Consider the following 26,320-nt stretch of genomic DNA (forward strand, 5'->3'; position numbering starts at 1 on the left):
GAAACTGGTAATTTATAACCAGCAACAGGTAATTTAGTCAATAATCAATAGTCAATAGTTATTATCATTTTTTATAACTCTCTAATTTTGACTGTTACCAATTACTATATCTAAAGAGGTAAATTTTTAGTAACAATAAATTTTACTAGAGTTAATTTTAGCTATGGATGAAGAATAAAACAAAGATAGAAAACTTACAAAATATCAGCAAGTAATCTTTTTTCAATCCTCTAGATTTATCTATGGGATTTTATTTTATTTTAGAATCGGGTGCAGCAGATGAAAAAGCTAGTTAGGCGAATTCTAGGAGCTACCAAAGATCAGAACTTTATGCACATCATTGAAAACATAGAAGTGCTAGTTTCTAAAGTTCTATCTATTTTTATGGTGATCGTAATTTTGGTAGCGATCGCAGATTTAGGAATATTTATTTTTAAAGAATTATTTACAATACCTTATGGCAAGTTTAACACAACCCTATATAAGGTTTTCGGTTTATTTTTAAATATTTTAATAGCCTTAGAAATTCTAGAAAATATTACGGCCTATTTAAGAAGACACGTTTTTCAAGTTGAATTAGTGATTGTCACTTCTTTAATTGCTGTTGCTAGAAAAATTATTATTCTTGACTTAGAAAAAATTGGAGGTCTTGATATAATTGGTCTAGGTGTAGCTATTCTTGCCTTATCAATTAGTTATTTGATAATTCGTCTCAGTAATTCCAAAGATGGAAGTTGAAGTAATTCATAATTCGTAATGGTGATTTATACCCCACCACAAAACTTGCCACTTTTTCCATTACCTATTCCCCATACTCCCCCATCAACTTTGGGTTTGTCGAACAATGACAGATTTCTTTGAATTTGAAGCAGACTTTGTTGATTCTCTGCGTTGCATCCCCATGCAGGTGCGTTGTAAATTAGATACCTGTGGCATCAAGCTAAAATTGCCTGACTGGAATCAAATGACTACAACCGAGCGGCAAGCTTTAGTAGAATTACCTTGCACTACAGAAACAGAAATTCAGTCTTACCGCGAGCATATCGAGCAATTAATCATACAACGCACAGGTGTACCAGCTACAAAATTGCCCATCGAGCCTCATCCTGCATGGCTAGACTCTGCCACTGTACCAGCTAGCCTTCAGGAAAAAGCTCAAGAAATAGGTGTAACCCTGACACAGCAAAGTTGGGCAGCTTTAACACCCTTACAGCGTTTTGCTTTGATTAAACTCAGCCATCCAGGACATGAAAACAAAAATTTTCCTAGAGCGATCGCAGAATTTCATCTGCTTTAATTTACCATTCGATCGTAATTGTTGAATTATCGTCTTCTTAGTTTCCTAAAGGCAAGCTAATAGGAATCTCAATATGAAACTCAGCCCCTTGTTCTGGTATTGATAAACACGTAAGTTTTCCTTTATGCTTCTCTACTATGATCTGATAGCTAATTGACAACCCTAACCCTGTACCTATCCCTACTGGCTTAGTCGTGAAGAAGGGATCAAACAATCTTTTTAGTACATTCTCTGGTATTCCTGCTCCATTATCAACAAACCGAATCACGACCTTCCCATCAGGAGATACTTGTGTACAAATACGGATAGTACTTGGTGCTTCTTGCATCTGTTCAATAGACCGCTTTGCATCCCGTTGTTCTAGTGCATCTAAAGCATTAACCAGAATGTTCATAAAAACTTGATTGAGCTGCCCTGCATAGCATTCCACTAAAGGTAGCTTGCCATATTCCTTGATAATTTCAATTGCTGGACGGTTATGTTGTGCCTTGAGGCGATGTTCTAAAATTACTAAAGTACTGTCAATCCCTAAGTGAATATCCACGGCTTTACATTCCGCTTCATCCATACGGGAGAAATTTCGCAATGAAAGAACAATTTGTTTAATTCGGTCTGCCCCCATTTTCATTGACGAGAGTAACTTGGGCAAATCCGCCATTAAAAATTCTAGGTCAATGGCTTTCATCTGTTCTTGAATGACCTTGACCGGATTCGGATAATGTTCTTGGTAAAGCTCAATCAAAAGTAGCAAATCGTTAATGTATTCGTTAGCAGGTTGAATGTTGCTGTAGATGAAGCTTGTAGGATTATTAATTTCGTGAGCAACTCCAGCAACCAATTGACCAATAGAGGACATTTTTTCGCTTTGGAGCAAATGAGCTTGGGTGCTTTGGAGTTCTTTCAGAGCGCACTCTAAATCTTCCGCTTTTTGTACTAAAGTTTCTTCCGCAGCTTTGAGTTCGCTAATATCCCTTGCAATTGTCGAAAAATATTCAACTTTTCCATCAAGTGATTTGTGAGCAATAATAAGTTGGGATATGGGAATTTCTCGTCCATCTGCTTTTAAAAGAGCCGTTTCCCCAACCCAATCACCGACTCGAACTGATTCTGGTAATCCTTCATTTTGGATAATGTCATTTGCCCATTTCGGATGATTTTGGCACAAATTTCTCTCCTGAAAAGATTCTTTTTCCCCCAGTTCTAATATTTTGCGAGCTGCTTTATTAAAGTAAAGAACTCGCCCAGTTAAGTCAGCAGTGCTGATAAAGTCTGGTGCTGCTTCTAGAATTGCCAATAACTTCGCCTGTTCTTTCTGAGCTTGTTTATGCTCGCTAATATCACGAGATACACCAACAGTCATGATCGTTTGACCTAATTCGTTACGAATAGCAGATTTGATTGTATGGAATAGGCGTACTTCGCCATCGTACCGAGTTACTGGCTCTTGGGGAATTTCTAGGGTCTGTCCACTTTCAAATACGTAAGCATCATCTTTGATGTATTGCAGGGTATGATCTGCTTCGCTGAAGGGTGCATCAATCATATTCTGAAGCTGTTCTTCATTCATACCGTAATAATCACAGAATGCCTTATTTGCCCAAATAATTCGAGATTTAGCACCTTTAACCAGCACCATATCTGTAATTGCATCAAGAATTTGCTGATAGGTCTTTTCGTTTTCGCGCAGAGCGCTTTCAAAAGACTTTACTTTTGTAATATCCTGCACTGTTGAGACAATACTAATTACCTTGCCATCAACGTTAGTTATCGGAGTGTGACACCAATCGCAAATAATCACGCTTCCATGTTTTGTCAGGTTTTTACTGAGATTATTACCTCCCACTTTCTCTTCAATTAATAACTCCATTCTTTTGATGACCTGTACTCTCTCACTTTCTGGCACAATTATTTCTGGTACCTGACAACCGAGTACTTCACTTTTGCTGTATCCAAATAGTTGTTCAGCAGCCGGATTCCATTGTATTACTTGAAACGCTGTATTCCACTCAATTAAAGGTAAAGGATTACGTTCTATAAGTAATAAAATTTTATCTTGCAACTGTTTCAAATCTGGCTCTACTAATTGATGTTCAATTTCTTGACTATTTCTACTGACTTCATCAACTTTTAGTACTTGGTTTACAGAACAATTATTATCGGATTGAATACCTTGCTGTTGAAAGTTCATCCTGTCTAACTGACTAATAGATTTGTTTGCTTCTTAAATCTAGGATTCCCTATTCTTTAGATAATGTAACATTCCTCTTTCTGAGAATATCCATCTGTTGAAAATCGTAGTAAAAGAGGACAATTCTCAAGGTAGGAGTACGTCCATTATGTGTCTCCAATATTTTGCAGCTATATCCTTACCTCTTCAACTAGTTAATTGTTGACTGAATCAGTATAAAATATTAATTTCGAGCGTGACCTGATTCCAGAAACTTTTTTAGGCGCTCCATAACCCGAAAATTAATAATTAATCTTATACAAATAGAACATACCTATAAATATAAAATTTTCATCTAAAACTGAGGCAGATATTTAAATTTATTTATTGATTATAGGCAGTACTGGTTTGCGATCGCCTATCTTCAACAAAATACGAACCGTATGGTGTTAGCAGGTGACTCCTCCGGCGCTCAGATTGCGTCATAAATTGCGGCATTGAGCGCGAATCCCGTCTATGCAGACAAGCTTGGTATCCGACCTGCTTTGCAGCCAAGCCCACTTAAGGCAGCGCTGCTGGATTGTGGAGGCTATGATATTAACGGCGTTAACTATGATTCTTGTAAAATGCATTACATTTTGTTAACTTGCCGCTCTGAAATTATACATGACAGCACAGTTATTGATGTCATGTATCAAAAACTCGTATATAAACTAACGCCGAAAAAAGCTGACTCTAAATTAATATTTACTTTAGAAACAACTATTGATGACTAATAAGTGAGGGTAACAAATATATGGCTGCAAAGAAACTTTTGATGCTGGTTGGCGACTATGTAGAAGACTATGAAGTGATGGTTCCTTTCCAGGCGTTGCAAATGGTGGGACACACTGTCCATGCAGTTTGCCCCGGCAAAAAAGCTGGCGATAAGGTGCGGACAGCAGTTCATGACTTTGAAGGAGACCAGACTTACAGCGAAAAACCCGGACACAATTTTACTTTAAATGCAACGTTTGCAGAAGTAGAAGCCGCAACCTACGATGCCTTAGTCATTCCTGGAGGACGGGCACCAGAATATATCCGCCTGAATCAGCCAGTACTAGAAATCACCCGTCACTTTGCCCAAGCGAATAAACCAATTGCCGCCATCTGCCACGGCTTGCAGTTATTAGCGGCTGCTGATGTACTGCAAGGCAAAAGATGTACAGGCTATCCTGCTTGTAGCCCAGATATCAAGAGTGCTGGAGGAATCTATGTTGATATCCCTGTCGATCGGGCAATAGTTGATGGTAACTTAGTGACAGCACCAGCTTGGCCTGCTCACCCACATTGGCTAGCAGAATTCCTCAAAGTACTTGGAACTAAGATTGAACACCCAGAACTGACTACAGTTGTTTGAGGCAAGATACCGGCAATATTTTGGTTCATTTCATAATAGTTTCTTCCCCTACTCCCTACTCCAAAAGAGCTTTGGCAAAAACAACTGACAACAGACGACTGAAAATTATATATTTTTGAAATGGAACTAAATGCAGTAAAAAATACTATTTTTTAATAAATTGCAGTGGGTTTAATTTACAGCTACGATGTCAAAAGTACAGCATCGAGACAATCTGATTTATCTGCCTAACAAGCCAGTTTTAGGACAAACTCTCAGCAGATGGAATACTTCTTGACACGAGGTGAAACAATTTGAAATTTTGCATCAATAATTTTAAATTTCTTAGCAGTAAGTGAAGCTATAGTGGATTTAGCAATGCTGCTGCTAATGTGGCTAAGGTTAGTCCTGCTGCCAAATTATGTGAAGAATTAGTTTAGAAAAGCACTCTAACTCGATGACAGGCAAAAACGCAAGACATAATGCATTTCTGCGGCTAGTGTCTGGTAATGGGGCAGCTTTGGGAGCAGAATCTCGCTACTCGCTGCCCCCCAGTAAAGAGATGGTAATTGGACGCGACCCCAGCTGCCAAGTTGTCTTGGATGCCATGATGTACCGAATGGTATCTCGTCGTCATGCAGTGGTTCGTCCCCTCTCTCTATCCCCAGATAGCAAATTTAGCTGGGTGCTTTGTGACTTGAATAGTGCTAATGGCACTTATTTGAATGGACAACGCTTATATGAATGTCAGGAATTGCACCCAGGCGATCGCATTTCTCTAGGTGCTGATGGGCCACAATACATTTTTGAATACGAGTATACCTCACTGACTCCGGCGACAACAGTAAACCAAGTCATACCACTGCCTTCGGCGACGAACTACCACAACCACACGCAACTAAAGCAGCCAGATTCTGTTAGCTTCACCCAGCTTTTTCCAATTATTTCCACTGGTAAAGATTTAACTAGTAAAGCTTACCTCGTACCGGGAATACTGACCGTAATTTTTGTGGTGCTGATGTTTGCTACAGTCGGTCGGCCCCAAGCTAATCAAGTGATTGTCGCAAGTTACATCGCCTTCGCGGCCTACTATTTTGTTTACCAGCTTTGCGGTAAACAGAAACCTTGGTGGGTGCTAATGGCTACGTCATTGGGTACAATCCTGGTTTTGCTCAGTCCGCTGTTGGATCTATTTATTTTCGTCTTTCGTGGCATCCTGCCTGGAAGCTTGCCCACACCCCAAGAATCTATCACCTTCACAGAGTTGCTGGTGCGGATGTTTTTTGGCGCTGGGCTGATGGAGGAATTACTCAAGGCATTACCTGTACTAGCAGCTTTTGCCATCGGTAGAATGTTGTCTTCACCTTGGCGAGAACGTATCGGCATCTGGGAACCTCTAGATGGTATTCTCCTGGGTACGGCTTCTGCCGTTGGCTTTACTCTCTTGGAAACCCTCGGTCAGTATGTACCTGATATCACTCAAAATGTTACGCAACAGGTGGGTATCGGGGCTGCTGGCCAACTGGCAGGTTTACAACTGCTCATTCCGCGAATTTTAGGCTCTGTAGCTGGACACATGGCTTATAGTGGCTACCTGGGTTATTTTATCGGATTGGCTGTCCTCAAACCTAGTAGAAGTTGGCAAATTCTATCTATTGGTTATCTGAGCGCCTCTGCGCTCCACGCTCTCTGGAATGCTACAGGGTCAATCAATGCCTTGCTTTTGGTAGTTGTTGGAGTGTTATCTTACGCCTTTTTGATGGCGGCAATTCTTAAGGCACGGGCGCTGTCACCGACGCGATCGCAAAATTTTGCTACCCGATTTCTTGGTCCAAAATAGAGGAGCAGGGTAGCAGGGGAGCAGGGTAGCAGGGGAGCAGGGGGAGAACAACCAATGCTTGAGTATTTACCTCTTGGGATAGATGTCCTCATTTGAAAATCAGCGTACTGTTAATTTATTGTGGGGTAAATGTATTTATAAAAATAAAAATCATTAAACGTCTTGCAAAAAGTCTTGATTTTCGACTCTATATCCTTGCGTAAGGGAAACCAACATCTTTGCAAAAAACACCTCTAAATTGAGTGAACGCAAAGCGCGGGTTACACGAACACAACGCATAATGAAAACTTTTCCTACTCCCTACTTTCTACTCCCCATTCACCCTTCATAGTTCTGGCTGAGACTTGTTAAGTTCAGTAAAAGCATAAGAAGCGATCGCTAAACTAACCTTTGCTTTATCTACTTCTGATAAACCTGTCCACTCGCTATTTTGAAGATTACTGAGTGCAAATGCCGCGTTTTGCGATTCGCTACTTCGCATAGCATAAGCAAAAGGACGAGCCAAAACGATCAGATCCTCTGTTCCCCAAGCTGGTAGTACTGTCTGAACGCACTCAACCAGTTGCTCGCTGATTAATTGGCGAGCAGCAAATATCTCAGCAGCTTTGGTAGCGATGGTGTTGAGCAATATTTGGGGCACGCAGGCGGAGAAATTAGTACGTAATGTTTCTTGAAGGTTAAGCACTACTGCCTGTTGTAGGTTATCGTTGTGGTCGTATGTAGGAGTAATACTAGACCAAAGTGTATCTAGATGTCCGTAAAAATCTTGCGATCGCCTCATTAGTTCAACGCCCTGCAAATCTTCCATTCCGAACTGTTGTTCCAGTTCTTGAAAATAAGCTTCTGATTCCTCATCACCTGGATTCCAGGGATAGTTAGCATCCTCTGGTTCTAGTAACGCTTCTAATAACTCTAAATCTACTTGAGATGGTAAAGATGAGAAAGTGTCTGAGCCATTAATTTTGTGAGCCATATTTTCTTCCCTCATGATTATTTGGTGGTATTGACAGCTACAAGTTCTAAGAGGAGATTTCCGCAAAAACTGTTGATTTTTTCTCTAAAAAAACAGATTTTAAAAGCTAATGCTAAAGGCTCAAATTCATTTATGCAATAGCTCTGCTAGGAGTCTTCAATCACAAACTCCCAGGTTTCCCCTCTAGCACTTCCAAACTTTAACTGCATCCCCGATTTCAAAGGGACTTCCTCTCGGAGGATTTGTTGCCAGCCATTAGGGCCTAAAAACCAGGTTGTCCCATAGGTGGAAAAATCTTGCAAGTAATAAGTTCGCATTAGTGTAGCATCTGTAAGAGTGTTGCGGCAGAAGATTTCGGCGTGGCGTTTGGATACAGATGGTTCGGGGATGACAATATCATTATCTTTCGTGCGGCCGATGCGGGTAACTCCATAACGCAGTAGCCAGGTTTTACCTTTTGGAGTGAGCGATCGTAAACTTGCAGTCGGAAGCGAGGAACCGACCTCAGGAATTGCTGTATCTGGAAGTTCGGTAATACCTTCATCCAGATTTTTAATCAGTTCGCCATTAAAATCTGGATGCAGATAGAGAACAGGCAAAGTCCAAGCAGGTTGATTAAATTTATACAGTGTTAACAACTCTTGCCTAGCTTGTGCTACGGCTTCATCAATTGGCTTGTGCGATCGTAAAGCTTCGGTAAAGGCTTGAATAAAACTGTGGCTTTCATGGTCAGCTATTTCATCGCGCATCCCTAAAACCGCAGGCACACCATGACGAATCAATACTTCTGCTAAACTACTGGCAGGGATAGCTTGATGATTGATCGCGGCTGGTTGTGCGCCCCAACAGGCATTGAAAACCGCTAATTTCACACCTGTACGGGTCAATACTTGCGCCAATTCTATCCCATTGAGGGGCATATCCGATCGCAAAAATAGTAACCCTCCGTCTGGGTCTGGCAAACCATGTCCAGCGTAAAAGAAAACATTGTATTCTTTGGTTTCTAATTCATCAATCAACTGTTGTGGAGTTGGTTGAATGAGTTGATTCACTACGCAAGGTGCATATCTTTGGGAATTACCAGGTGTATCTGCAAGAGCTTGCTGTAAGATAGCGGCTTCTTGTTCTAGTTGCAGCTTGTCATCATGACCTAAAACCAGCAAGATACTTAAAGCCTGGTCAGTTCGCAAATGCGGTAAAGGCTCAACTTCAGTGCTGGTGCGACTAAATAACAAATCTTGCGAGAGAGACATCGCCGATTGACCAGGCTCACGCTGCATAATTTCCCAAGGGAAAGCGATCAGATCCGGGTCGCGAATTTCTAGTCTAAAGCGCAAACGTGTATGCTGACCCATAGCAATACCGCGACTGCGTTCTAGACTACCAAGAATTTGCCCGTCGAATACCCAGCGCCATAAATTCATTCCCAAGTATTGCATCAGACGACTGCTGTAGGGGCCAGTAGGTTGACCTGAAGGGGGTGAAATCCAATCTATGGGGAATGGGTTGCTCTTTTGAGATGTTGAGTTAGGGGAAATATCTAGGCGACCATGACCAGCAAACATCTGCTGCCATTCGTGCCAGAGTTGGGTGAGTTCAACAGGCCATACACAGTCACGTAAAACGTAGCCACTGGGATACGGAGCCTTGACCACCCAAATGGCGAAGTTGTCAGTGCCAGTGTTTAAGAGACGGGCGATCGCCAAATTCAGGGATGGCATGGATTCATTAAACTAAAAGCTAAAAACAAATAATTTCAAATAAAAATTCTTCAAGGTGAAAATTTTCTATTTTTTTGACCTTGTAAATTTCTTACTCTAATTGTTACCTGTTATTATTCCAGGTTTTTACAAGTTTATCGAGTATTTCATTGAGTTGGGCTGATGACGGGTGGAAGTGATTGAGTCGCTGGCGGTTGTGTAATAACAGCTTTACATGGATTTGGTGCGTCTGGTTGTAAAACAGAGAAGCTCGAAGGGTTTATTTTGGAGGAGTCTAGCGATAGTTTTGCTGGCAAAGCTTTGGGATTTGGTGCTACTGAGGTAGTTACTGCTGATTTATTAGTATTAGCTGAACCTGGCGTGCTTTTATCAGCACAGACTCGCATAGGCACTAGAAAATTCCCAGGAGCCGATTGGGGATTTAATTTTTTCTCAAGAATTAAATAAGTCTCAGGGGGAATAAATTGGTTGTTTCCAAAGGATATTTGCTTGTTGGTTTTAATTACCGAACCAGGAGAAAGGTTATCAAGCGATCGCGGTGTAGGTGTCGCTTCGCTGGTAGGATTTTGAGTTTGTAAGGGATTGGAAAAAATTGGAGAGGTCCCTCGCAGTTGCCTGACGAACAATCCTAAAAAACCTGCTGCCACCACAAATATTAATGGAACTATCCACTGTAGGGGGAATTGACGAGTTTTAGCAGGTTCAGTGTCTGGAATCACCTGAGTTTTGTGGTTTGGGCTGCCTAAAACGGTCGCATCTGTGGTTCTGGATGCTAAATCAACAGTTTTGGCAGAATAACTCTGGGGAATCACTGCTTGGATGGTGATTTCTGGTTCCCAATATTGGACTTGATAGTGAACTAAAGCGACGGTGACATTATCGTGTCCATTTTTAGTATTAGCAATTTCGACTAATCGATCGGCAACAGTTGCTATATTTGCTTCTCCAGCTAAAATCGGCAATATTTCTGTTTCCCAGTACTCCTCTACCCGATCGAAGTCACTCAAACCATCGGATGTGAGCAAGAAAACAGCATCTTCATCGAGCATAAACCTTCCCGATGTGGGATGCAATGAAGTGCTAGAACCCATCCCCAAAGCTTGGACGAGAGAGCCAGCGGCACTCTGTTGTACTGCCTCGCGGTAAATGGCATAACCTAGCCGCACTTCACGTGAGGCGACATCATCATCGAGAGTAACTTGATAACAGCCGTGGCGTGTAATCCAGTAGGCACGACTATCGCCAACGTGGGTAATATACATTTCATGAGCAACAGGCAATGCCATGACTAAAGTCGTGCCCATGCGTTGACGCCCTTGGCGATTTTCACTGTCATTGCGTTGACTGATTTTGTCATTGGCCATTGCCACTGCCTTATCTAGGTCATTCAGCAGCATTGCAGGGTCTATGTGGTCGTAAGGAACCTTTGTTAGTTGCTGTACCTGCTGTTGGATTGTTTCAATGGCTAAATTTGAAGCGACATTGCCACCCTCGTGTCCACCGATGCCATCACAGACAATTGCTAAGGCTGTTGGCTGGGGTGGCTTGCTCACTGGAGTTCCACTGGGGGGACTACAGGCATCTTCGTTACGTTGACGACTGGGCCCGGTGTCGGTTTTGGTGATAATTTGGATCGTGGGTGTTTGCGATCGCCCTAACCCAGCCAGTCCCCGATCTAAAACACCGATTAATTGATCGGTGGAATTAATCTCTCCCTGAATTAAAGCCAAGCTAACGCGATCGACAAATTCCGCGATCGCTGGTTTAGCAGTGCTGACCAACTGCTGCCAAAATTCACCTAATTGGGGCAATTCTGGTGATGTGGCGCTGTCAAAACGCAATTCCAACAACCGGACTAACGAGCCTTCTACCCGTAATACATCAGAGTCAAGTAAGCTAGAGGCGACACCTTCACTTACCAGAGGTTGCCACAGATGAGCTATTTGCCATAACCAATTTAGTTGGCGCATTGATGTTGCATCACGCCAAGCGGTGGTTAACTCGCTGCCTAAATGTACTTGTTGGATAGTGTCATCTACTAATAGTGGCGGTTTTTCTAAGAGTAATATTTCTCGGTGGGAAGACCCGTCAGCAACAAAAAGCACTCCATATACCTGCGGTACGTGTAGACGGTAGGGAATCAGTCTCAGGTACGCTTTTAGAGGCTGCAAATTATCTAACTCAGGCGTTAGCGCTAATAAACCAGGCTTCGTATCTAAAAGAAGAAATTTATCAAGGATTAAATAGCGATCGGCTAATATTTCTCCAGGGCTACCCACGCTTGGGCTATCTACCACAGCCCAGAGATAATTTTTGGGTAGAGGCGTCGAACATCGCTGGCAAAACTTGTGAGTCAGGGGGTTGGCAGCCTGACAATTTTCGTTTGGACAGTAGAGCGTTGCCGCGTCATTTTCCATATTTTTCGCACCGATCAGCGATTGGCAATTTCTTTAATAGCATTAGTAGGGACAATCTAGACCGCTCATCTTTCTTAAACTTGACATACCCAGACTTTAGATGATGATTTTAGCTGGCGGATATCAGCAGGTGCTAATACTTATCCGAATCCAAAAAATACGCTCCTAACTCAACCCTACAGCCTAATCATAGCTTCTATTGCCCTGTGACTCTCCATCGCCAAAGCAACTAACTCCAACCCTGTCACCACAGCATAACCCAAGCATAACTGCGCGATTTGTTTTTGCGAAATTACCCCATCATTAACAGGCAGAGAATATTGGTATTTATTTAGTTTATAAGTAGGATAGCAAGAATTAACTTTAATTTAATAATTAAGAATAGCAAATATTAATTTTGGCAAAAGTACCTGATAAATGCAGTGACTCTAAGAAGCTCTTGAGGACTGCTGTTAGTGGCAGCGGCGGGGTTAGCTAGTGCTGAGTTAAGAAGTAGACTTATGAATTTTTCCACTCTAAGCCGAAACACTTTTAACTCAGCACTCTTTGTACAGAAGGGTTTGGGCAGCCCGCTACCAACTCACTGGCTTATTGTTTGTCGTCAATGGCAACTTGAGGGACTCCCATGCTGTAATTAGTAACACGGGCAGAAAGATTGTAGCTTACTTCGCCGAGTTGCAGAAGCGATCGCAGATAATGCTCTAAATCTGACCCTACACGGCGCAAGTTATAGTCCGTAAGGTCTGCGCCACTAGATGCTTCTACTAGTTCATCAAATTTTCGATAAATTTTTTGCAGTGCATCTTCATTCCAATTAAATTCGTTATCTGGGTCAACATCTAAGGTTAAGACTTGTTGACTAGGAACTAGATCGCCATCCCGGTCAATTTCACCTGCAAAAATGCGGATATGCCGGGTTGTGGACTTGAGCAGCATCGGGTTATCCATAAAAAGGTGTAAGATTTGCGTGGATTACACTGAAATTATTGTAGACGTTATATCCGAGCTTGAATGCTCTCAATTTAAAAGCTTTGAATGCTGTTTTAAAAGGGTACATTGAATGGTCATAAGTAAAAATATCACCTTTACTGATGAGTTTGCTACTACTGTTATGAGTTGAAGATATATTTAACTGCTAGTACTGACAGTAGTCGAATTATTTTTCTGTAAAAATTAATTGATATAGTATTTTCATTTAGTCTACAAATCTGACTTACTGCTAAGATTTTTGGACTCAATCAATCCCAAATGCCAGTAAAACAAGGTACTCAGCAGGAATAATTTGATCTGTGTACTTTTTTTGTAGAGAACAAAAGTTTTGAAATTAATAATTATGCCGAGCAATTTATCCTGAATTTTCTATCGCAAAAAACGTACATCAAGTAATTTCACTGAATAGCGCTACATCGACTGCTGGCTTTAAGAAACTCAAAAAAGTTAAGCGGTTTTACTTACGTATAAACACCAAAATTAGAGTAACAAGTCAAACTGTTATTGACGTTCACATAAAGTTGATGTAAAAACCTTTAAAAAGGTTGAACAACTTCTTACAGAAACTTTATTGTGTAGAATCTTAAAAACTGAATAATAGTTATGGCTTACCATAAGCTACATCTGGCACAGAAACGTCAAAATCTAGACACTGAAAATCTAGCTTGAAAATACACCACAGGAGAGTGAAATGGAATACAAAGGTGATTGATGAAGAAAAATTCTTAATTCAAGCACTTTGGATTCAAAAGAGATATAAAGAATTTTGCTGGACATCTACCTCCTTACCCTCATGACAACCAAGTAAAGGAATCTCAATAGTTATGAACTCCAAAGCATTACCACGCCAGATAAATAATCTCGAAGTAGGTGTTTATGAGTGTGAAATACATCTCAAATTCCGGTTGATTGAGGAAAAGAGTCTATTGAGCGATCGCGAGCAACTCTTACAGGTGCTACTTGATGCTTTAACCGAAGGTTCTGATGACTTTCTAGAAACGCTCCAAGCGTCCGTTAAAGCTCAGGAAGTATCTGAGTTTAAAGCCTCGCCTCAAATGCGACGTCAGCTAATGCGTTTGCGTAATGTAGCGGAAAATTCTCCAACCTAAAGGTGTAATTTAAGTAGTGAAAAACGTGAATTGGGCATCAAATCAAATGTTGATCCCATACCCCCGTTGCCATAAAAACTAAGCAGTCAGTAGATTTCATCAAATATTTTGATTTCTACCTTGTGAAAGTCTTATTTAGCAGCACAAAGTCCCAGGAACAGTTTCCGCTATTAAAAACTTTGTAGCAAAGGGTACTGGTAGAATCTGAAAGCAAATTCAGCCGGGTGCATTTTACCGAGTTTTTATCAAAACATTGCAGAATAATAAAACCCTGTGTCTTTACAGATGGGGAATCGGATAACAGGCGCAAATCAAATGAAAATCTAAAAGACAAAAGTAAAATAAATAACCTTTCTTTTAGCTTTTTGCTTAAGCTAAGTGCCTGATTTGCTGAAATACTTATGTTTTATCTATTACTGGTAATAGGTCATGGTTTAGCAGCCAGTTAGCTATTACCGATTACCCATAGGCAAAGGAGATGAGGGAGACAAGGGGACAAGTCTCTCCCTTCTTCCTTGTCCACCTTGTCATCTTCTCAATACCCAATACAACTCTTGGAGAGGCTGCGCCAACGGCTTCTCTACGGGACGCTACGACACAAACGCTCAGTACAATAATTCCCAATCCCTATTTAGCAAGACCGTGTTCGAGAGCAAAACGAACTAACTCTGTACGGCTATTGGTACCGGTTTTACTAAACAAACGGCTGACGTATTTTTCTACATTACGGACGCTGGTTTCTAAGCGACGGGCGATTTCTTTGTTCATCAACCCTTCTGCAACCAAATTTAAAACACTTTGTTCTCTGGGAGTCAAATCAATTTTAAAAGGGGCTGGCGATTGGGAAATAGCATTTCTTTGAGTTAACAATGCCTTTATTTGGGCAATCTGATTAGCTAGTTCAGCAAGATCGGGGGTTTCAGAGTCATCTCCCGTATTTGCAGCCTTAGCGGCGCGGCGGGCTAGCAAATTTTCGACTATAGCCACTAACTCGTCTGGATCGAAGGGTTTGGGTAGATAGGCATCAACACCAGCGTGATAACCTTGAATGCGATCGCCTGTCATACCCTTAGCAGTTAAAAATACTACCGGTAGTGCTTGGAAACGGGGGTCTTCCCGTAGTTGCTTCAGGAACTGATAGCCATCCACTTGAGGCATCATCACATCGGAAATCACTAAGTCAGGTGTATTCATCTGCATCCATTCCCAACCTTCAAGGGCGTTACTGGCGACTTGAACGCTGAAACCGCTCTCTTGCAAATAGTCTTTCACGGCTTCCCGTATCCCTGGTTCATCATCCACCAGTAACAATTGTGCTGACATTTAAAATTCCCTTGAGTTTTCCTTTTTCCAATTTAGCGAAAGTTGGTAGGCATTGAGCAACTTGATTGAATTCACCTCTACCGCCTCTAAAGCTTTTAAAGTTGACATCTCTGCCTTCGTCAACCCTGTTGCTGAATTAACCATCGTGCCCTCATCGGGACGGGTTGCCCGCAAAATTGTCCAACATTTCCCTATCGCCAGATCCCAACTGTTAATGGCTTCATCCTGGCTACCACTGAGGTGAAGAGAGTTTTGCCGTCTGAGCTAAAAGCGATCGCTTTTATCCAGTCTGCTTTGTCACCTCTTTGTCACCCCTTCAGCATTCTGCTCCTGTCCGGTTCGCTTCACGACTCCGTACAGATTATTCTTAGTAACTTTTTCATCTAAAATTTGAGAGAGCGATCGCCATAGCTGCAAACCAACATCTTTGATATAACCTGGGTCATACTTGAATTTTTTGGCCATTTCTAAGTAAGTTTTCCCTTCCCAAGAATAACGGAACACAATTCCTTGAACTTTTGTTAAGCGTCCCCGTTTCAATAATTGCTCAACTAGTGCGTAGGCTTACGCCGTAGGCATCGCATCTTCTACCGTCACTTATATATGTATTAATACTAGTTAAACTACGATATTCTCACTAAAATCTTTATTTTTTCTTGAAGTTTAGGTAAAAATACCAAAAAGATGCGACTTTTTCCTGACCTTTTGCCTACCTTTTTCGACCGTCAAAGTTTATATAAGGCTGTAGAGTATTTATGTCACTCAGTTGTAGTACATAAATTTGCTCAATGATTAAACACAGGTAAAGTATTTATCCAAATACTGAAAAACTTCGAGTGCAATAAATTTTTCAGCTAGTTGAGTCATAGCAGTTGTGAGCGACGATACTCATTCGTTCGCTGGTTTTTTATGACTAGTGGTTTGGAATTGGGATGCGTCGCACTTCAGTTATCGGCGTTTAGAAAGGGCGATTGTAGAGAAGAAAGTCTTTAAAGATGCACAAAAGGTACGAGCGCGTGTTAGAGATACTCAATGAAACAGCAAGTGAAAAGCCTTACAAGGGGCAAATCAATTCCCCAGGAAACGAGACGAATGTAAATCAAGCGATCTCAGATTCTAGAGGTAATTGCCGCAACCCGAAATGATGGCATTGGCATTGATGGCATCAACGATCGTTCTCCCTTATGGTTAGGGCGTGCCGTAGGATCGATGGATTGGGCACAGTCATTGATTGATTTTGTGATTGCGGCGATCGCTTCCAAACAGCCTAATGCAGTAATTAACCTCAGCTTTGACCTCACTCAAACCAACGCAGATGGCAGTGTAACTACTCGCTCCGAACTCGTAAATGCGGTGGCGACCGAACGAGAAGCCTTCTCTCTAAAATCCGTCGGTAATGGACTTCAGCAATTCGGTAATGCTGTTGGTCAAGGCGCTAAAGCTATACTTTTTAACCCTCCAACACAGTTTGCTGGCGGTTCATCTGGAAGCGGTGGCGGCAACTCAGGTGGTAATCCCTTCTCAGGATTGATTAGCAGTGGTAGAAAGTTCTTCTCTGAGAGAAAGTCTGAATTGAAACAACTTAATCAAGACACTTCTAGTGCCTATCAAAATGGTAAAGCTTACTTCAAAGAAAAGCAGAACCGACTTATCTCCGAGGTGACAACAGGTGCGACTAATGTGAAGAATCAGATCAAGAGTACGACAAGTGCAATCAATGAAGCAACTCGTATCGCTCGTAACGCAGTCAGTGACTCCACGACGGACATTACTCAAACGTCTAGTCGAATCGGCGACAACCTCAAACAGTACAGCGAGCATCGGCGATGAAGCGCGAAATGTGGGCGATCGCGTAGAAACTGCGACGCAAGAGCTTAAGCAACTGTACGATGAGAACCAGCAGTACTTGATTTTGGTCAATCTGGGGGCTGCGATCGGTGTTGCAATTGCAGAGGGACTGATTGATGGTGTTAAAGAGGGCAAAGTTGGGCCTGTACTCGATACTCTCAAGAGAGTTCCGATGCTGGGTACGGCAGTCGGTGGACTAGAGAGACTCTATTACGCTTCTCAAGGAGACTGGAAAGAAACACTCAAGAATTCTATCGATAGCGCACTGGCATTCTATGGTGGCTCTAATGCCGTTAGTTTCGTTGCTTGTGGACATCTATTGGGAGCTAAAAGACGAAGACTACAAAGGTGCGATCGCAGCTGCATTATCTAACTTCAATGTAGAGCCTAAAGTGGCAGACACGTTTGTAAAGACTGCCTGGGCGCTGAAAGACGGCAATTTTAAAGATGTTCTAGATGAAGGGTTGAGCAGTGCTGGCTTTAGCAACGCCAATCAGTTTGTAGATATTGCTTGGGGTGTCAAGGATGACAATTACCAAACAGCCATGGCAGGTGCATTGCAGCGAGATGATTACTTCAGCGCCCTTTCAACAGGTTTCAAAGTAGCTGGGTTTGAGAAGGGTGAGAATCTAGCGAAGGCAGCTTTGGCACTAAGGCAGGGAGATCCAATCAATGCTTTCTACGAGGGACTATCGCTAGTAGATGGAGTCAGCGAACTGGTAGATACCTTCAAGTACTTGAAAGATGGCAATGCCAAGAAAGCAGTTCCCTCAATGATTACAGCAGCTCCTAAGCTAGCAAAATTATTCTCTTAGTAAAGACTGAACTAAAATTTTGATAAATTGATCCGTTGTTGAAAATTAATGATTTTTCCACAGAAGAATCAGCGTTTGATATCAATAAGTAACAGTACTAAATATCGCTGACACTGTGATGCGATCGCACTTTCTATAACCCGATAATTTTGTGCGATCGCTATTATTTCGACTTGAGTGAATTAATTAAATAACCCTTACCATTGAGGATTTTCCATAATTAATGCCTCTGCTGCCGAGCTATTTAACGGAACTGAGAAAAAATGTCCCTGGGCATATTGGCAGTTTAACTTTCTTAGAAGTAGTAGTTGCTCTTTTGTCTCTACCCCTTCGGCAAGAACATACACACCTAGCTTGTGTGCCAAGGTGACAATTATCTCAATAATTTCTAAATTCTTACTATTAGTGCCCATCAAGCTGATGAAAGAACGGTCAATTTTCAATACACTAATCGGAAAGTTATAAAGACCACCTAATGAAGAGTAGCCTGTACCAAAGTCATCAATTGATAACTCAATGCCCATTTCTCGAAGTTGTAAGATTGTGGCAGTTACCTTATTGCCATTTTTCACAATTGCGTTTTCAGTAATCTCTAGGATTAAAGTGCCAGCATCAAGGCCAGTTGAGTGCAAAATTTGCCCAATCTGCTCTATCAAATCCGGCTGAGAAAATTGCTTGACGGAGAGATTAACACTAATTTTCTCTAGTAATTTAGAACAATGGCATACTCGCCAAACTTGCATCTGGCGGCAGGCTTCATGCAAGGCCCATTTGCCAATGGAGAAAATTAGTCCAGTTTCCTCTGCTAGGGGAATAAAATCTGTTGGATTCAGCAGACCACGCTCTGGGTGCTGCCAGCGCAGTAGAGCCTCAAAACCTATAATAGACCCACTAGTGAGCGAAACAATCGGTTGGTAATAAACCCGAAATTCTTCGCGTTCAATTGCTCGGCGCAAATCAGTTTCTAACTGCAATCTTGCTAGAGCATCAGCATACATATCTGAGTTGAATAACTCATAACGCGCTCTGCCTAGCACCTTGGCTCGGTACATTGCTGTATCTGCATCCCTCAATAGTTCTTCTGGGTGTTGATAATCTACTGTCGAACTCAACGAGATGCCAATACTTGCCGTGATAAAGACTTCTTGTCCGCCAAGTTTAAAAGGTAATGCCAGTTCCTTCTGAATCCTTTCAGCTACTTTGATGGCGTCTGACACATCCTGGATTCCCTCAAGCAGGATTGTAAATTCGTCTCCCCCAAGCCGTGCCGCTGTATCTATGGAGCGTACACATATTTCTAGTCTACTTGCAATAGCAAGCAGCAGTTGGTCTCCATTTATGTGTCCAAGACTGTCATTGATCACCTTAAACCGATCTAGGTCGATAAATAGCACAGCATATAAATAATCTGAATGCCGTTTTGAATAATTTATCGCATGTTTTAGGCGGCTCATAAATGCAACGCGGTTTGCCAGACCCGTCAGTGTATCGTGAAAAGCAAGGTGCAGTAGTTGTGACTCGACTCTTTTACGTTCTGTAATTTCATTTAACAATTTCTGATTTGCTTTTACCAGTTCCGCTGTCCGTTCCGCCACTCGTATTTCTAACTCACTGTAAGCTCGGTACAACATTTCTTCAGCTTGTTTGCGTTCACTGATGTTGCACAGCAGCCAACGCCAGCCAACGTACTTCTCGTCAACGTCGTATACTACAGACGCTTTCACATTAGCAGGGAAAGGCTTTCCTCTCCGTGGCTGTAGGTGAATTTCCCAGTTCAGTATCTCCTGCAAATTGTTTATTTGAGAGTTAAAGGACTGGTGGTCTTGTTGAGCAATAAAAAGAATTAATGGTTTACCGACTAAATACTTTTGTTGGACACCAAGCAAAGTTGCTGCTACATGGTTAGCCTCTTGGATTGTCCCGTTGATATCAGTTACCAAGTAACCATCTGGAGCAAACTCGAATAAATCTTGGTAACGCTGGCGCTCTTTCTCTACTGCCGCTCGTGTTATCTTTAACTCCTCGGAAGCTGTTAATAGTTCTTCCATTGCGGTGTTAAGTTCCTCGAAAGCCTCTGTTATCATCTCCTGTGGTGAGTTCAGCTTAGTTCCATCGCATTTTAATAGTCCCTGTATCTGTGAGCATAATTTATCTATCTGTTGATTAAATCCATCCACTTTCATGTTGCTCAACTCACAAAACTATGAAGCGTAGCTGTGAATGAAAAGAGCAGGCTAAGCAAACCCCATGCTTTCTTCAAGACTTCAGACGCTATTGAGCAGGTAAGGAGAGAAGGTTACTTGAAAGAGCGGACACTCTATAAATAAATATGACAGAACTTGGTTTTTTGATTTACTAACTTATTTCTTAATAATGAGTAAGCAATCAAATTTGTGTAGCCTCAATCAACTTTTAGCCTTATTTAGTGCCACAAGCTTGTCTAATAACGACTAAAATGCTATGTGGCAACAAGCCCTACCTACTGGAATTTTTATTTTATTAAATAGAAGGTACTAAAGTTAAAAGATTAATAACAGCATATTTGCTTTACCTATTTTTGAAAATACTTCTTAAGATACATTCGCTTTTGTAGTCAATGCTTGTGGACTGACAAGAACGTTTTTGCTTAGGCGTTGCTGAATTCAGGTATGAAAATGATTTTGCGTAATTTCAAAACCTTTGTAGAGACTAGCAATTGCAACGTCTCTCTACTAAGATTTACACATCTAAATCAGCAACCCTCTTTTCTTCGTTACAGTCGAGCAATTATCTTGGCATTCTCTGGTAGCTTGGCGTCTCTTTGTCCAGCAGTACGCGCCTTAGCTGTGAACAAACCAATGGGAGTACTTAATAAATCGACAAGTGTGGCTTGCTGCACCAACGCCTTTTTTATATCTCTTGGTACTTCTTTCAATAACCAACGCGCCAAACGATAGCCGTATTCTTTGGGTGTCATCTCTCGCATTAAATCTACACCGTATAGCTCGTGCAGATAGCGATTTGAACGTCCATAACGCCGCCATTGACTTTGCAGTTCTTGAAGTGTAGCGCGGTGGCGGTGCTGAACGATCGCATTTTGGGCAAATTCTAAACGCCCGATGTTTTCCCCCAAAATCCGCCAACAAATGTCGGCATCGCCACCAGTAGTTAGATAGGGACGAAATAAACCCACTTTTTCTAAGGCAATGCGTCGAATCGCCAAATTAGCCGTTTGACCGTAGGGACGAAAGGAATGGTTCAGGGTATGCTTTTGCGATAAAGTTTCTTGACGGTCTGCGTGTTGTTCTAGCAGAGTTGTGCCTGGTAGTGCCACAATTTCACCAGCAACAATTACGACTTCTGCGTTGACAAAAGGCTGAATTAGTGTGTTTAACCATTGCGGTTGTGGGCGACAATCTGCATCGGTAAAAACCATAATTTCACCTGTAGCGGCGCGAATCCCAGTATTACGAGCAGCGTAAGAGCTTTGAATTTGGGTTTCGCTCAAAGGGCGAATTGTAATTGGGCAATTATCGGCAGATGTTTTCAGGATGGCGAGAGTGCGATCGCTACTGTTGTTGTCCACCAACAAGTATTCTACCCGGTCTTTTGGGTAAGTTTGAGACAACAGACAATTGATTAACTCTGGTAAATCTGCCTCACCGTTATAAATAGGAACAACCACCGACACCATTGGTAAAAAGCTGGTGGCAGTGGTTGCATCAAATGGCTGATGATTCATAAATCTAAGATTTTGGGGATGGGATTACTAGCTAGTATTCCCAATCCAAAATCCTGGAATGATATAGTATCAAGCAGTTTCCATAACTCCAAAAATCTGGATTTGGGAATATATGAACACCCGGTAACAAATCACTCACCTAAAATTTCAGGTTATCGGCGCGGCTCATGGGTCGAGTCGGTTGATTTGCTGGCGGCTGGGCAAAGTTGTTATTTGACAGAATTGCGATCGCACGAGCATATTGGGGATCGCTCTTAGTTCCGATTAAATTTGGATTAGAAGCCAATTGACGCTCTTGTGCTTCTGTCAAGTCTAGCTTGATATCTGGGGCAATCCCTTTGTGGTTAATATCTGTTCCCGCTGGAGTGTAGTAATGGGCTATGGTGACAGCCAAGCCAGAACCATCTGCGAGTTCATGAACTGACTGCACTAGGGCTTTGCCAAAAGTTTGACCACCTACGACTACCGCCCGCTTATTATCCTTGAGTGCCCCTGTAAGGATTTCGCTAGCACTAGCTGAATTCCCATCTACTAAGACCGCCAAAGGACGATTTGTCAAAGCAGTGCGATTAGCTTTAGTTTCCTCAGTGCCGCCCACACGGTCTACTGTCTTGACAATTCCGCCGTTATCATACCACATCCGAGCAATTTCAATGCTCGCTTGCAACAAACCGCCAGGATTTCCCCGCAAATCCAAGACATAAGAATCAACTTTCTTAGTGTTCAAATCGCGGATGGCTCGCTGCATTTGGTCTGCGGCATGGGCGCTAAATTCCCGCAAACGGATATAGCCAACGCGGCGATTTCCTTCTTGTCTGAGGGTATAGCGTACCGTTGGAACTTCAATACTTGCCCTTGTCAGCTTCAAATCAAAAGCATTTTGCCCTGTACGTCCCAATCGTAGCTTAATGGGAGTACCCGCTTTGCCACGGATGAGCTTAGAAGCATCATCCACTTTCATTTTGAGAGTGGATTTGCCGTCAATTGCCAAAATTTGATCGCCTGCTTTGATTCCAGCTTTCAGCGCCGGAGAGTTTTCTATGGCTTCGACAACCGTGAGCTGCTGAGTTTTTTCGTTCACTTCCATCCGAATGCCGATACCGGAGACTTCCCCAGATGTTTGGTTCGTCAGGGCTTCAAATTGTTGGGGGTCCATGAACCGAGTGTAAGGATCTCCCAATTTTTGTAAAGCTTCGCGGATGGCAGTGTATGCTTCTTCCTTAGAAGAGTAGTCTTTGCTCAACAGGCTTTGCCTGGTTGCTTGCCAATCTTGTTGATTAAATTTACCATCAACGTATTCATGATTTACCAGTTGCCAAACTTGGTCAACTATCACTTTTGGGCTGTCTTGTAGGGCTAGAGCAGCACGGACACCACGAGTCCAAGCGAGACCGAACACGGATATGGTAGCAGTTGTGGCGATCGCTCCACCAATCAAGGCTACTTGGAGCGGTGAGTAACTTTTCGCAGATTGGTTCATGTATACTTAGCTGGAATAATTGTGTTGTTGACAGTTTAGCAATCAGGCTTTCCAGAAATTTTTAAGTTTTTATACCCCAGAATCAACTATGTTCCTTCATCATTTTTATCCTTAAATGATGCCAAAAATTCCGCATTAGTTATTAACAATCATTTCTCAGTTTGTTAGGCTTCTCCGGAAGGCTATACTGAGCGTGTGACACTTTTATTAGCGTCATCTTTGCATTCTAGATTACTTTTATAAGATAGCACTTTGCTTACTGAATTGCAGTACTGTTATACAGCAATAAAATCAGTTTTTCTTACTTAAGTCATGAAACGCAAATTTACCATCAAATCATTAATTTCTATTAAAAAAAAATCTACTAATCTGTGGCAATTGTTACAAAAACTCAGTGGTGGATTGTACGTTGTCCTGGGTGTTTGGCTGATTTTTACTACTATAACCTTAGTTTTTGCTTCTTCGCAGCCGATAGATGCCTTCTTTGTGTTAGGTGGCAGTATTCGTCGAGAAACTTATGTTGCCCAACTAGCAAAACAATACCCACAAACCCCAATTTTAATTTCTCATGGTTCCCCAGATCCCTGTATACGGTTAATTTTTGAGGCGGAATTAGCAGAGTTACAAAACGTTTGGTTAGAGAACTGCGCGAATTCTACCTTTGAAAATTTTTATTATGGTATTCCAATTCTGCGTCGTTGGGGAGTGCATAAAGTCATGTTGATTACCTCGCCAAGTCATTTACCCAGAGCTAAATGGATGGCACAGATTCTTTTTGGCGCTCATGGTATTTGGGTAGAGCCAGAAATTGTTCAAGAATTGGGTATTCCTGGTAATCGGGAATCTTGGACTAAAACTGGATTAGATATAACGCGCAGCTTGTTGTGGGCGATTTTAAGTCAAATTATTCAACCGCAATGCTCAAATGTCACAAAACTTACTGATGTAGATATGCAAGCTTGGGAGATTCGAGGTTTTCATTGCGAACACCAAGGGGGGCTGAGGAAATAACTTGTTTTGTGTAAATCAACCTCCAACTCGTTCCTTCGGGGTTTGCAAGTGGCTCCTCTGAAGCTTGCTAACTCACCAATCCAACTCCCCATCACATTCTTGGATCGGGGTTGCTAGTCCTTCTTTTATAGATTCTCGCATTCCAGAGAGAGATAATAAGTAAAGAGTCTCTTGAATTGCAAACCAATCTTTTTCTGCAAGCAGAATTGCATTACCGCGATCGCCTTGAATAATCACAGGTTTACCCTGTGCAACTTGATCGATTGACCAATATCGAATTTGCTTTATATGGACACTCCAAGGTGCATCAGAAGTTGAAATAGTCGATTACCATTGCGAGATAACAACAGATGAGAGTTCCAAAGTATAGACCTCCATCACATCCAGGTGAAATATTACTTAAAGATTTTCTAGACCCAATGGGAATAACCCAAAGAGAACTTGCAGATGCACTTCATGTTCCTTATCAGCGAATAAATGAGCTTGTAAATCAAAATCGAGGTATTACACCTAGTACGGCAATAAGGTTATCAAAATTTTTCGGAAATAGCTCGGAGTTTTGGTTAAACCTCCAACAAAATTGGGAATTTTACCACGTTCTTAAGGAAGAAGAAGAGGAACTAAAAAGTATTTTGCAATTTAGAAGCACGAAGTAGCGATCGCTTTAAAAATTAAGCAGTATATTTGCATAAAATAATCGCAATTAGGCAAAGGTGAAGGAAATCTTACTCTCCACCTCTAGGCTTGTTGTTAAACATCGCTTATGCTAATTGCAGCCAATGGAGAATCAATGCAAAAGTTCCCAATCTTGCAGCATCAAAATAGCATCTCTATACAAAGACAAATCCACCTGGTTAACTTCTATTCCCTCTCCGATTCCTTGTAGAAGGGTAATTGTCAATTTTCCTCCCAAATGTTCGCGGAACTCGGTAAGCCCCTTAAATATACAATGCGGATGATCTAGTCGATCTAATTGCTCTGTCAGTGCTGATACGTATAAAGTAAAGCCTAATTTTTTGAGTGTAGTTAGAACCCTTTGCCACTCTGATTGCAAGAGTTGCCCTGTTAAATATGAATAGGTTGTATCTAAAGCGATGCCGATCGCTACAGCTTCACCGTGACGTAGGCTGTAATTAGTTAAATGTTCCAGTTTGTGAGCAGCCCAGTGTCCAAAGTCTAAAGGACGCGATGAACCCATTTCAAATGGATCGCCACTACCAGCAATATGCTCTAAGTGCAACTGAGAACAACGATAAATCAGTCTTTCCATTATGTCCATGTCTCGATTAGCCAATTTATCGGCATTAGTCATAATGAAATCGAAGAAATATGCATCTTTAATCAGCGCTACTTTCACCGCCTCTGCAATACCCGATCGCCAATCTCGATCGTCGAGGCTAGTAAGAAAATCAAAGTCATTCAAGACAGCATAAGGTGGCATGAATGTACCCAAAAAGTTTTTCTTACCGAAGGCGTTGATTCCGTTTTTTACTCCTACACCCGAATCATTTTGCCCTAATACTGTTGTCGGTACTCGTAACAGCCGAATTCCTCGGTGAGCCGTGGTTGCTGCGTATCCTGCCATGTCTAGGACGGCTCCACCTCCAATTGCTAAGACGTAGGAGTGACGGCACAATCCAGATGCATTGATCTGCTGATGAATTTGCTCTATAAATCTAGAATCGTTTTTGACTGTTTCTCCACCTGGAACTACTATTGGCTCACTGCTCAGTGTTAATATATCTTCATAACATTGGGCATAGGCTGATAATTTTTCTAGCAACCCATTCTGGTACTGTAAAAATCCTCCATCTACCACTGCTAGTACTTGTTTTGGGGTTGTCTCCCCATCTGCGGCGATCGCTTGTGCAAGTAAAGGATTATCTAACTGAAACAAACCTCTAGTGAAGTGAATATCATAATTGAAGGTAACACGAACACATTGGTTAATTGGTTGTAGATTAAGAGCGCTTTTTTGTTGAATAGCCATTTGAATATTATTACTTTTTAAGTAATTGTAAATATATACACTATTGAAATTAAAATAAACAAAATAAATCCATTACGTAATTCAAAATTTCAATGAAATACTAAACAAACTTATTTACTAAATTAATCATACTTTTCAAGTGTATTTTCCTAACATATAAAGTTCCAAATAACATGAATTCACAATTTATATTAATGCCTATGCTCTATATGTGAGGTTAGTAATGGGGATCATTATTAC

General features: G+C 41.6%; 24 protein-coding genes. 12 read left to right on the top strand and 12 right to left on the bottom strand.

All coding sequences use genetic code 11. The features are described from left to right. Positions 1-279 precede the first annotated feature (279 nt). A complete protein-coding gene (locus tag V7K53_RS21390; protein ID WP_335199551.1) occupies positions 280-738 on the top strand; it encodes a phosphate-starvation-inducible PsiE family protein in 459 nt (152 codons plus the stop codon). A 106-nt stretch (positions 739-844) separates the two neighbouring features. Beyond that, positions 845-1,297, top strand: coding sequence for a nitrate reductase associated protein (locus tag V7K53_RS21395; protein ID WP_335199552.1), 453 nt, complete (start codon positions 845-847; stop codon positions 1,295-1,297). 37 nt (positions 1,298-1,334) lie between these two features. Here V7K53_RS21395 and V7K53_RS21400 read toward each other — a convergent pair whose 3' ends face one another. Continuing rightward, positions 1,335-3,485: a PAS domain-containing sensor histidine kinase gene (locus tag V7K53_RS21400; RefSeq protein WP_335199553.1), complete on the bottom strand. Its 2,151-nt coding sequence runs from the start codon at positions 3,483-3,485 to the stop codon at positions 1,335-1,337. 476 nt (positions 3,486-3,961) lie between these two features. Here V7K53_RS21400 and V7K53_RS21405 point away from each other — a divergent pair, with 476 nt between their 5' ends. From V7K53_RS21405 to V7K53_RS21415, 3 genes are all read left to right on the top strand, one after another. After that, positions 3,962-4,240: a hypothetical protein gene (locus V7K53_RS21405; RefSeq protein WP_335199554.1), complete on the top strand. Its 279-nt coding sequence runs from the start codon at positions 3,962-3,964 to the stop codon at positions 4,238-4,240. 20 nt (positions 4,241-4,260) lie between these two features. Further along, on the top strand, positions 4,261-4,863 hold the full coding sequence (locus V7K53_RS21410; protein WP_335199555.1) for a DJ-1/PfpI family protein: 603 nt from the start codon (positions 4,261-4,263) through the stop codon (positions 4,861-4,863). 436 nt (positions 4,864-5,299) lie between these two features. Continuing rightward, on the top strand, positions 5,300-6,682 hold the full coding sequence (locus tag V7K53_RS21415; protein WP_335199556.1) for a PrsW family glutamic-type intramembrane protease: 1,383 nt from the start codon (positions 5,300-5,302) through the stop codon (positions 6,680-6,682). Positions 6,683-7,007: 325 nt separating this feature from the next. Here V7K53_RS21415 and V7K53_RS21420 read toward each other — a convergent pair whose 3' ends face one another. The 4 genes from V7K53_RS21420 to V7K53_RS21435 all read right to left on the bottom strand — a co-directional run bounded on the left by V7K53_RS21420 (position 7,008) and on the right by V7K53_RS21435 (position 12,741). Beyond that, positions 7,008-7,655 carry a hypothetical protein gene (locus tag V7K53_RS21420; protein ID WP_335199557.1) on the bottom strand — a complete coding sequence of 216 codons (648 nt, stop codon included), beginning with the start codon at positions 7,653-7,655 and terminating at the stop codon, positions 7,008-7,010. A gap of 146 nt (positions 7,656-7,801) precedes the next feature. Beyond that, complete coding sequence (locus tag V7K53_RS21425; RefSeq protein WP_335199558.1) at positions 7,802-9,376, bottom strand: CHAT domain-containing protein; 1,575 nt, start codon at positions 9,374-9,376, stop codon at positions 7,802-7,804. A gap of 146 nt (positions 9,377-9,522) precedes the next feature. Then, positions 9,523-11,793: a protein phosphatase 2C domain-containing protein gene (locus V7K53_RS21430; RefSeq protein WP_335199559.1), complete on the bottom strand. Its 2,271-nt coding sequence runs from the start codon at positions 11,791-11,793 to the stop codon at positions 9,523-9,525. A 588-nt stretch (positions 11,794-12,381) separates the two neighbouring features. After that, positions 12,382-12,741: an NAD(P)H-quinone oxidoreductase subunit M gene (locus tag V7K53_RS21435; RefSeq protein ID WP_094350943.1), complete on the bottom strand. Its 360-nt coding sequence runs from the start codon at positions 12,739-12,741 to the stop codon at positions 12,382-12,384. A gap of 866 nt (positions 12,742-13,607) precedes the next feature. Here V7K53_RS21435 and V7K53_RS21440 point away from each other — a divergent pair. Further along, on the top strand, positions 13,608-13,892 hold the full coding sequence (locus V7K53_RS21440) for an Npun_R1517 family heterocyst differentiation transcriptional regulator (protein WP_094350942.1): 285 nt from the start codon (positions 13,608-13,610) through the stop codon (positions 13,890-13,892). Between the two features lie 627 nt (positions 13,893-14,519). Here V7K53_RS21440 and V7K53_RS21445 read toward each other — a convergent pair. Next, a complete protein-coding gene (locus V7K53_RS21445) occupies positions 14,520-15,215 on the bottom strand; it encodes a response regulator transcription factor (protein WP_335199560.1) in 696 nt (231 codons plus the stop codon). 52 nt (positions 15,216-15,267) lie between these two features. Between V7K53_RS21445 and V7K53_RS21450 the strand changes: the two genes are divergently transcribed. Beyond that, positions 15,268-15,459: a hypothetical protein gene (locus V7K53_RS21450; protein ID WP_335199561.1), complete on the top strand. Its 192-nt coding sequence runs from the start codon at positions 15,268-15,270 to the stop codon at positions 15,457-15,459. Between the two features lie 53 nt (positions 15,460-15,512). Here the strand turns inward: V7K53_RS21450 and V7K53_RS21455 are convergent, their stop codons facing one another. Beyond that, on the bottom strand, positions 15,513-15,719 hold the full coding sequence (locus V7K53_RS21455; protein ID WP_335199562.1) for a hypothetical protein: 207 nt from the start codon (positions 15,717-15,719) through the stop codon (positions 15,513-15,515). 705 nt (positions 15,720-16,424) lie between these two features. Between V7K53_RS21455 and V7K53_RS21460 the strand changes: the two genes are divergently transcribed. Genes V7K53_RS21460 through V7K53_RS21470 form a run of 3 tightly spaced genes read left to right on the top strand, consistent with a single transcriptional unit; the run spans position 16,425 to position 17,878 of the window. Continuing rightward, the gene (locus V7K53_RS21460) at positions 16,425-17,045 is read left to right on the top strand and encodes a hypothetical protein (protein WP_335199563.1); all 621 of its coding nucleotides are present in this window, start codon (positions 16,425-16,427) and stop codon (positions 17,043-17,045) included. A 10-nt stretch (positions 17,046-17,055) separates the two neighbouring features. Continuing rightward, the gene (locus V7K53_RS21465) at positions 17,056-17,436 is read left to right on the top strand and encodes a hypothetical protein (protein WP_335199564.1); all 381 of its coding nucleotides are present in this window, start codon (positions 17,056-17,058) and stop codon (positions 17,434-17,436) included. Further along, entirely contained in the window at positions 17,372-17,878 is a 507-nt protein-coding gene (locus V7K53_RS21470; RefSeq protein ID WP_335199565.1) for a hypothetical protein, read from the top strand. The genes V7K53_RS21465 and V7K53_RS21470 overlap by 65 nt, the downstream gene beginning before the upstream one ends. Before the next feature lie 197 nt (positions 17,879-18,075). Here the strand turns inward: V7K53_RS21470 and V7K53_RS21475 are convergent, their stop codons facing one another. The 3 genes from V7K53_RS21475 to ctpB form a co-directional block, all read right to left on the bottom strand. Continuing rightward, entirely contained in the window at positions 18,076-20,061 is a 1,986-nt protein-coding gene (locus V7K53_RS21475; protein WP_335199567.1) for an EAL domain-containing protein, read from the bottom strand. A 569-nt stretch (positions 20,062-20,630) separates the two neighbouring features. Beyond that, positions 20,631-21,599, bottom strand: a complete 969-nt coding sequence (locus V7K53_RS21480; protein WP_335199569.1) for a glycosyltransferase — start codon at positions 21,597-21,599, stop codon at positions 20,631-20,633. A 139-nt stretch (positions 21,600-21,738) separates the two neighbouring features. Next, positions 21,739-23,079 (bottom strand): carboxyl-terminal processing protease CtpB, encoded by a 1,341-nt coding sequence (gene ctpB / locus V7K53_RS21485; RefSeq protein ID WP_335199570.1) that lies wholly within the window; start codon positions 23,077-23,079, stop codon positions 21,739-21,741. Between the two features lie 312 nt (positions 23,080-23,391). On the opposite strand from ctpB, the gene V7K53_RS21490 reads away from it, so the two are divergent. Continuing rightward, positions 23,392-24,090, top strand: coding sequence for a YdcF family protein (locus V7K53_RS21490; RefSeq protein WP_335199571.1), 699 nt, complete (start codon positions 23,392-23,394; stop codon positions 24,088-24,090). Between the two features lie 72 nt (positions 24,091-24,162). Here V7K53_RS21490 and V7K53_RS21495 read toward each other — a convergent pair whose 3' ends face one another. Continuing rightward, on the bottom strand, positions 24,163-24,411 hold the full coding sequence (locus V7K53_RS21495; protein ID WP_335199649.1) for a type II toxin-antitoxin system Phd/YefM family antitoxin: 249 nt from the start codon (positions 24,409-24,411) through the stop codon (positions 24,163-24,165). A gap of 29 nt (positions 24,412-24,440) precedes the next feature. Here V7K53_RS21495 and V7K53_RS21500 point away from each other — a divergent pair, with 29 nt between their 5' ends. Then, positions 24,441-24,746 carry a HigA family addiction module antitoxin gene (locus tag V7K53_RS21500; protein WP_335199572.1) on the top strand — a complete coding sequence of 102 codons (306 nt, stop codon included), beginning with the start codon at positions 24,441-24,443 and terminating at the stop codon, positions 24,744-24,746. Between the two features lie 131 nt (positions 24,747-24,877). Here the strand turns inward: V7K53_RS21500 and V7K53_RS21505 are convergent, their stop codons facing one another. Further along, positions 24,878-26,080, bottom strand: a complete 1,203-nt coding sequence (locus V7K53_RS21505; protein WP_335199573.1) for a 3-dehydroquinate synthase — start codon at positions 26,078-26,080, stop codon at positions 24,878-24,880. Between the last annotated feature and the right edge of the window lie 240 nt (positions 26,081-26,320).

The organism is Nostoc sp. (genome assembly GCF_036917355.1).
Lineage (GTDB): Bacteria > Cyanobacteriota > Cyanobacteriia > Cyanobacteriales > Nostocaceae > Nostoc.

What these genes read in the sequence shown, in the direction of transcription:
- V7K53_RS21390 (WP_335199551.1), top strand. Translation starts at nt 280, where the DNA reads ATGAAAAAGCTAGTTAGGCGAATTCTAGGAGCTACCAAAGATCAGAAC.
- V7K53_RS21395 (WP_335199552.1), top strand. Translation starts at nt 845, where the DNA reads ATGACAGATTTCTTTGAATTTGAAGCAGACTTTGTTGATTCTCTGCGT.
- V7K53_RS21400 (WP_335199553.1), bottom strand. Translation starts at nt 3,485, where the DNA reads ATGAACTTTCAACAGCAAGGTATTCAATCCGATAATAATTGTTCTGTA.
- V7K53_RS21410 (WP_335199555.1), top strand. Translation starts at nt 4,261, where the DNA reads ATGGCTGCAAAGAAACTTTTGATGCTGGTTGGCGACTATGTAGAAGAC.
- V7K53_RS21415 (WP_335199556.1), top strand. Translation starts at nt 5,300, where the DNA reads ATGACAGGCAAAAACGCAAGACATAATGCATTTCTGCGGCTAGTGTCT.
- V7K53_RS21420 (WP_335199557.1), bottom strand. Translation starts at nt 7,655, where the DNA reads ATGGCTCACAAAATTAATGGCTCAGACACTTTCTCATCTTTACCATCT.
- V7K53_RS21425 (WP_335199558.1), bottom strand. Translation starts at nt 9,376, where the DNA reads ATGCCATCCCTGAATTTGGCGATCGCCCGTCTCTTAAACACTGGCACT.
- V7K53_RS21430 (WP_335199559.1), bottom strand. Translation starts at nt 11,793, where the DNA reads ATGGAAAATGACGCGGCAACGCTCTACTGTCCAAACGAAAATTGTCAG.
- V7K53_RS21435 (WP_094350943.1), bottom strand. Translation starts at nt 12,741, where the DNA reads ATGGATAACCCGATGCTGCTCAAGTCCACAACCCGGCATATCCGCATT.
- V7K53_RS21440 (WP_094350942.1), top strand. Translation starts at nt 13,608, where the DNA reads ATGAACTCCAAAGCATTACCACGCCAGATAAATAATCTCGAAGTAGGT.
- V7K53_RS21445 (WP_335199560.1), bottom strand. Translation starts at nt 15,215, where the DNA reads ATGTCAGCACAATTGTTACTGGTGGATGATGAACCAGGGATACGGGAA.
- V7K53_RS21460 (WP_335199563.1), top strand. Translation starts at nt 16,425, where the DNA reads ATGGATTGGGCACAGTCATTGATTGATTTTGTGATTGCGGCGATCGCT.
- V7K53_RS21475 (WP_335199567.1), bottom strand. Translation starts at nt 20,061, where the DNA reads ATGAAAGTGGATGGATTTAATCAACAGATAGATAAATTATGCTCACAG.
- V7K53_RS21480 (WP_335199569.1), bottom strand. Translation starts at nt 21,599, where the DNA reads ATGAATCATCAGCCATTTGATGCAACCACTGCCACCAGCTTTTTACCA.
- ctpB (WP_335199570.1), bottom strand. Translation starts at nt 23,079, where the DNA reads ATGAACCAATCTGCGAAAAGTTACTCACCGCTCCAAGTAGCCTTGATT.
- V7K53_RS21490 (WP_335199571.1), top strand. Translation starts at nt 23,392, where the DNA reads ATGAAACGCAAATTTACCATCAAATCATTAATTTCTATTAAAAAAAAA.
- V7K53_RS21500 (WP_335199572.1), top strand. Translation starts at nt 24,441, where the DNA reads ATGAGAGTTCCAAAGTATAGACCTCCATCACATCCAGGTGAAATATTA.
- V7K53_RS21505 (WP_335199573.1), bottom strand. Translation starts at nt 26,080, where the DNA reads ATGGCTATTCAACAAAAAAGCGCTCTTAATCTACAACCAATTAACCAA.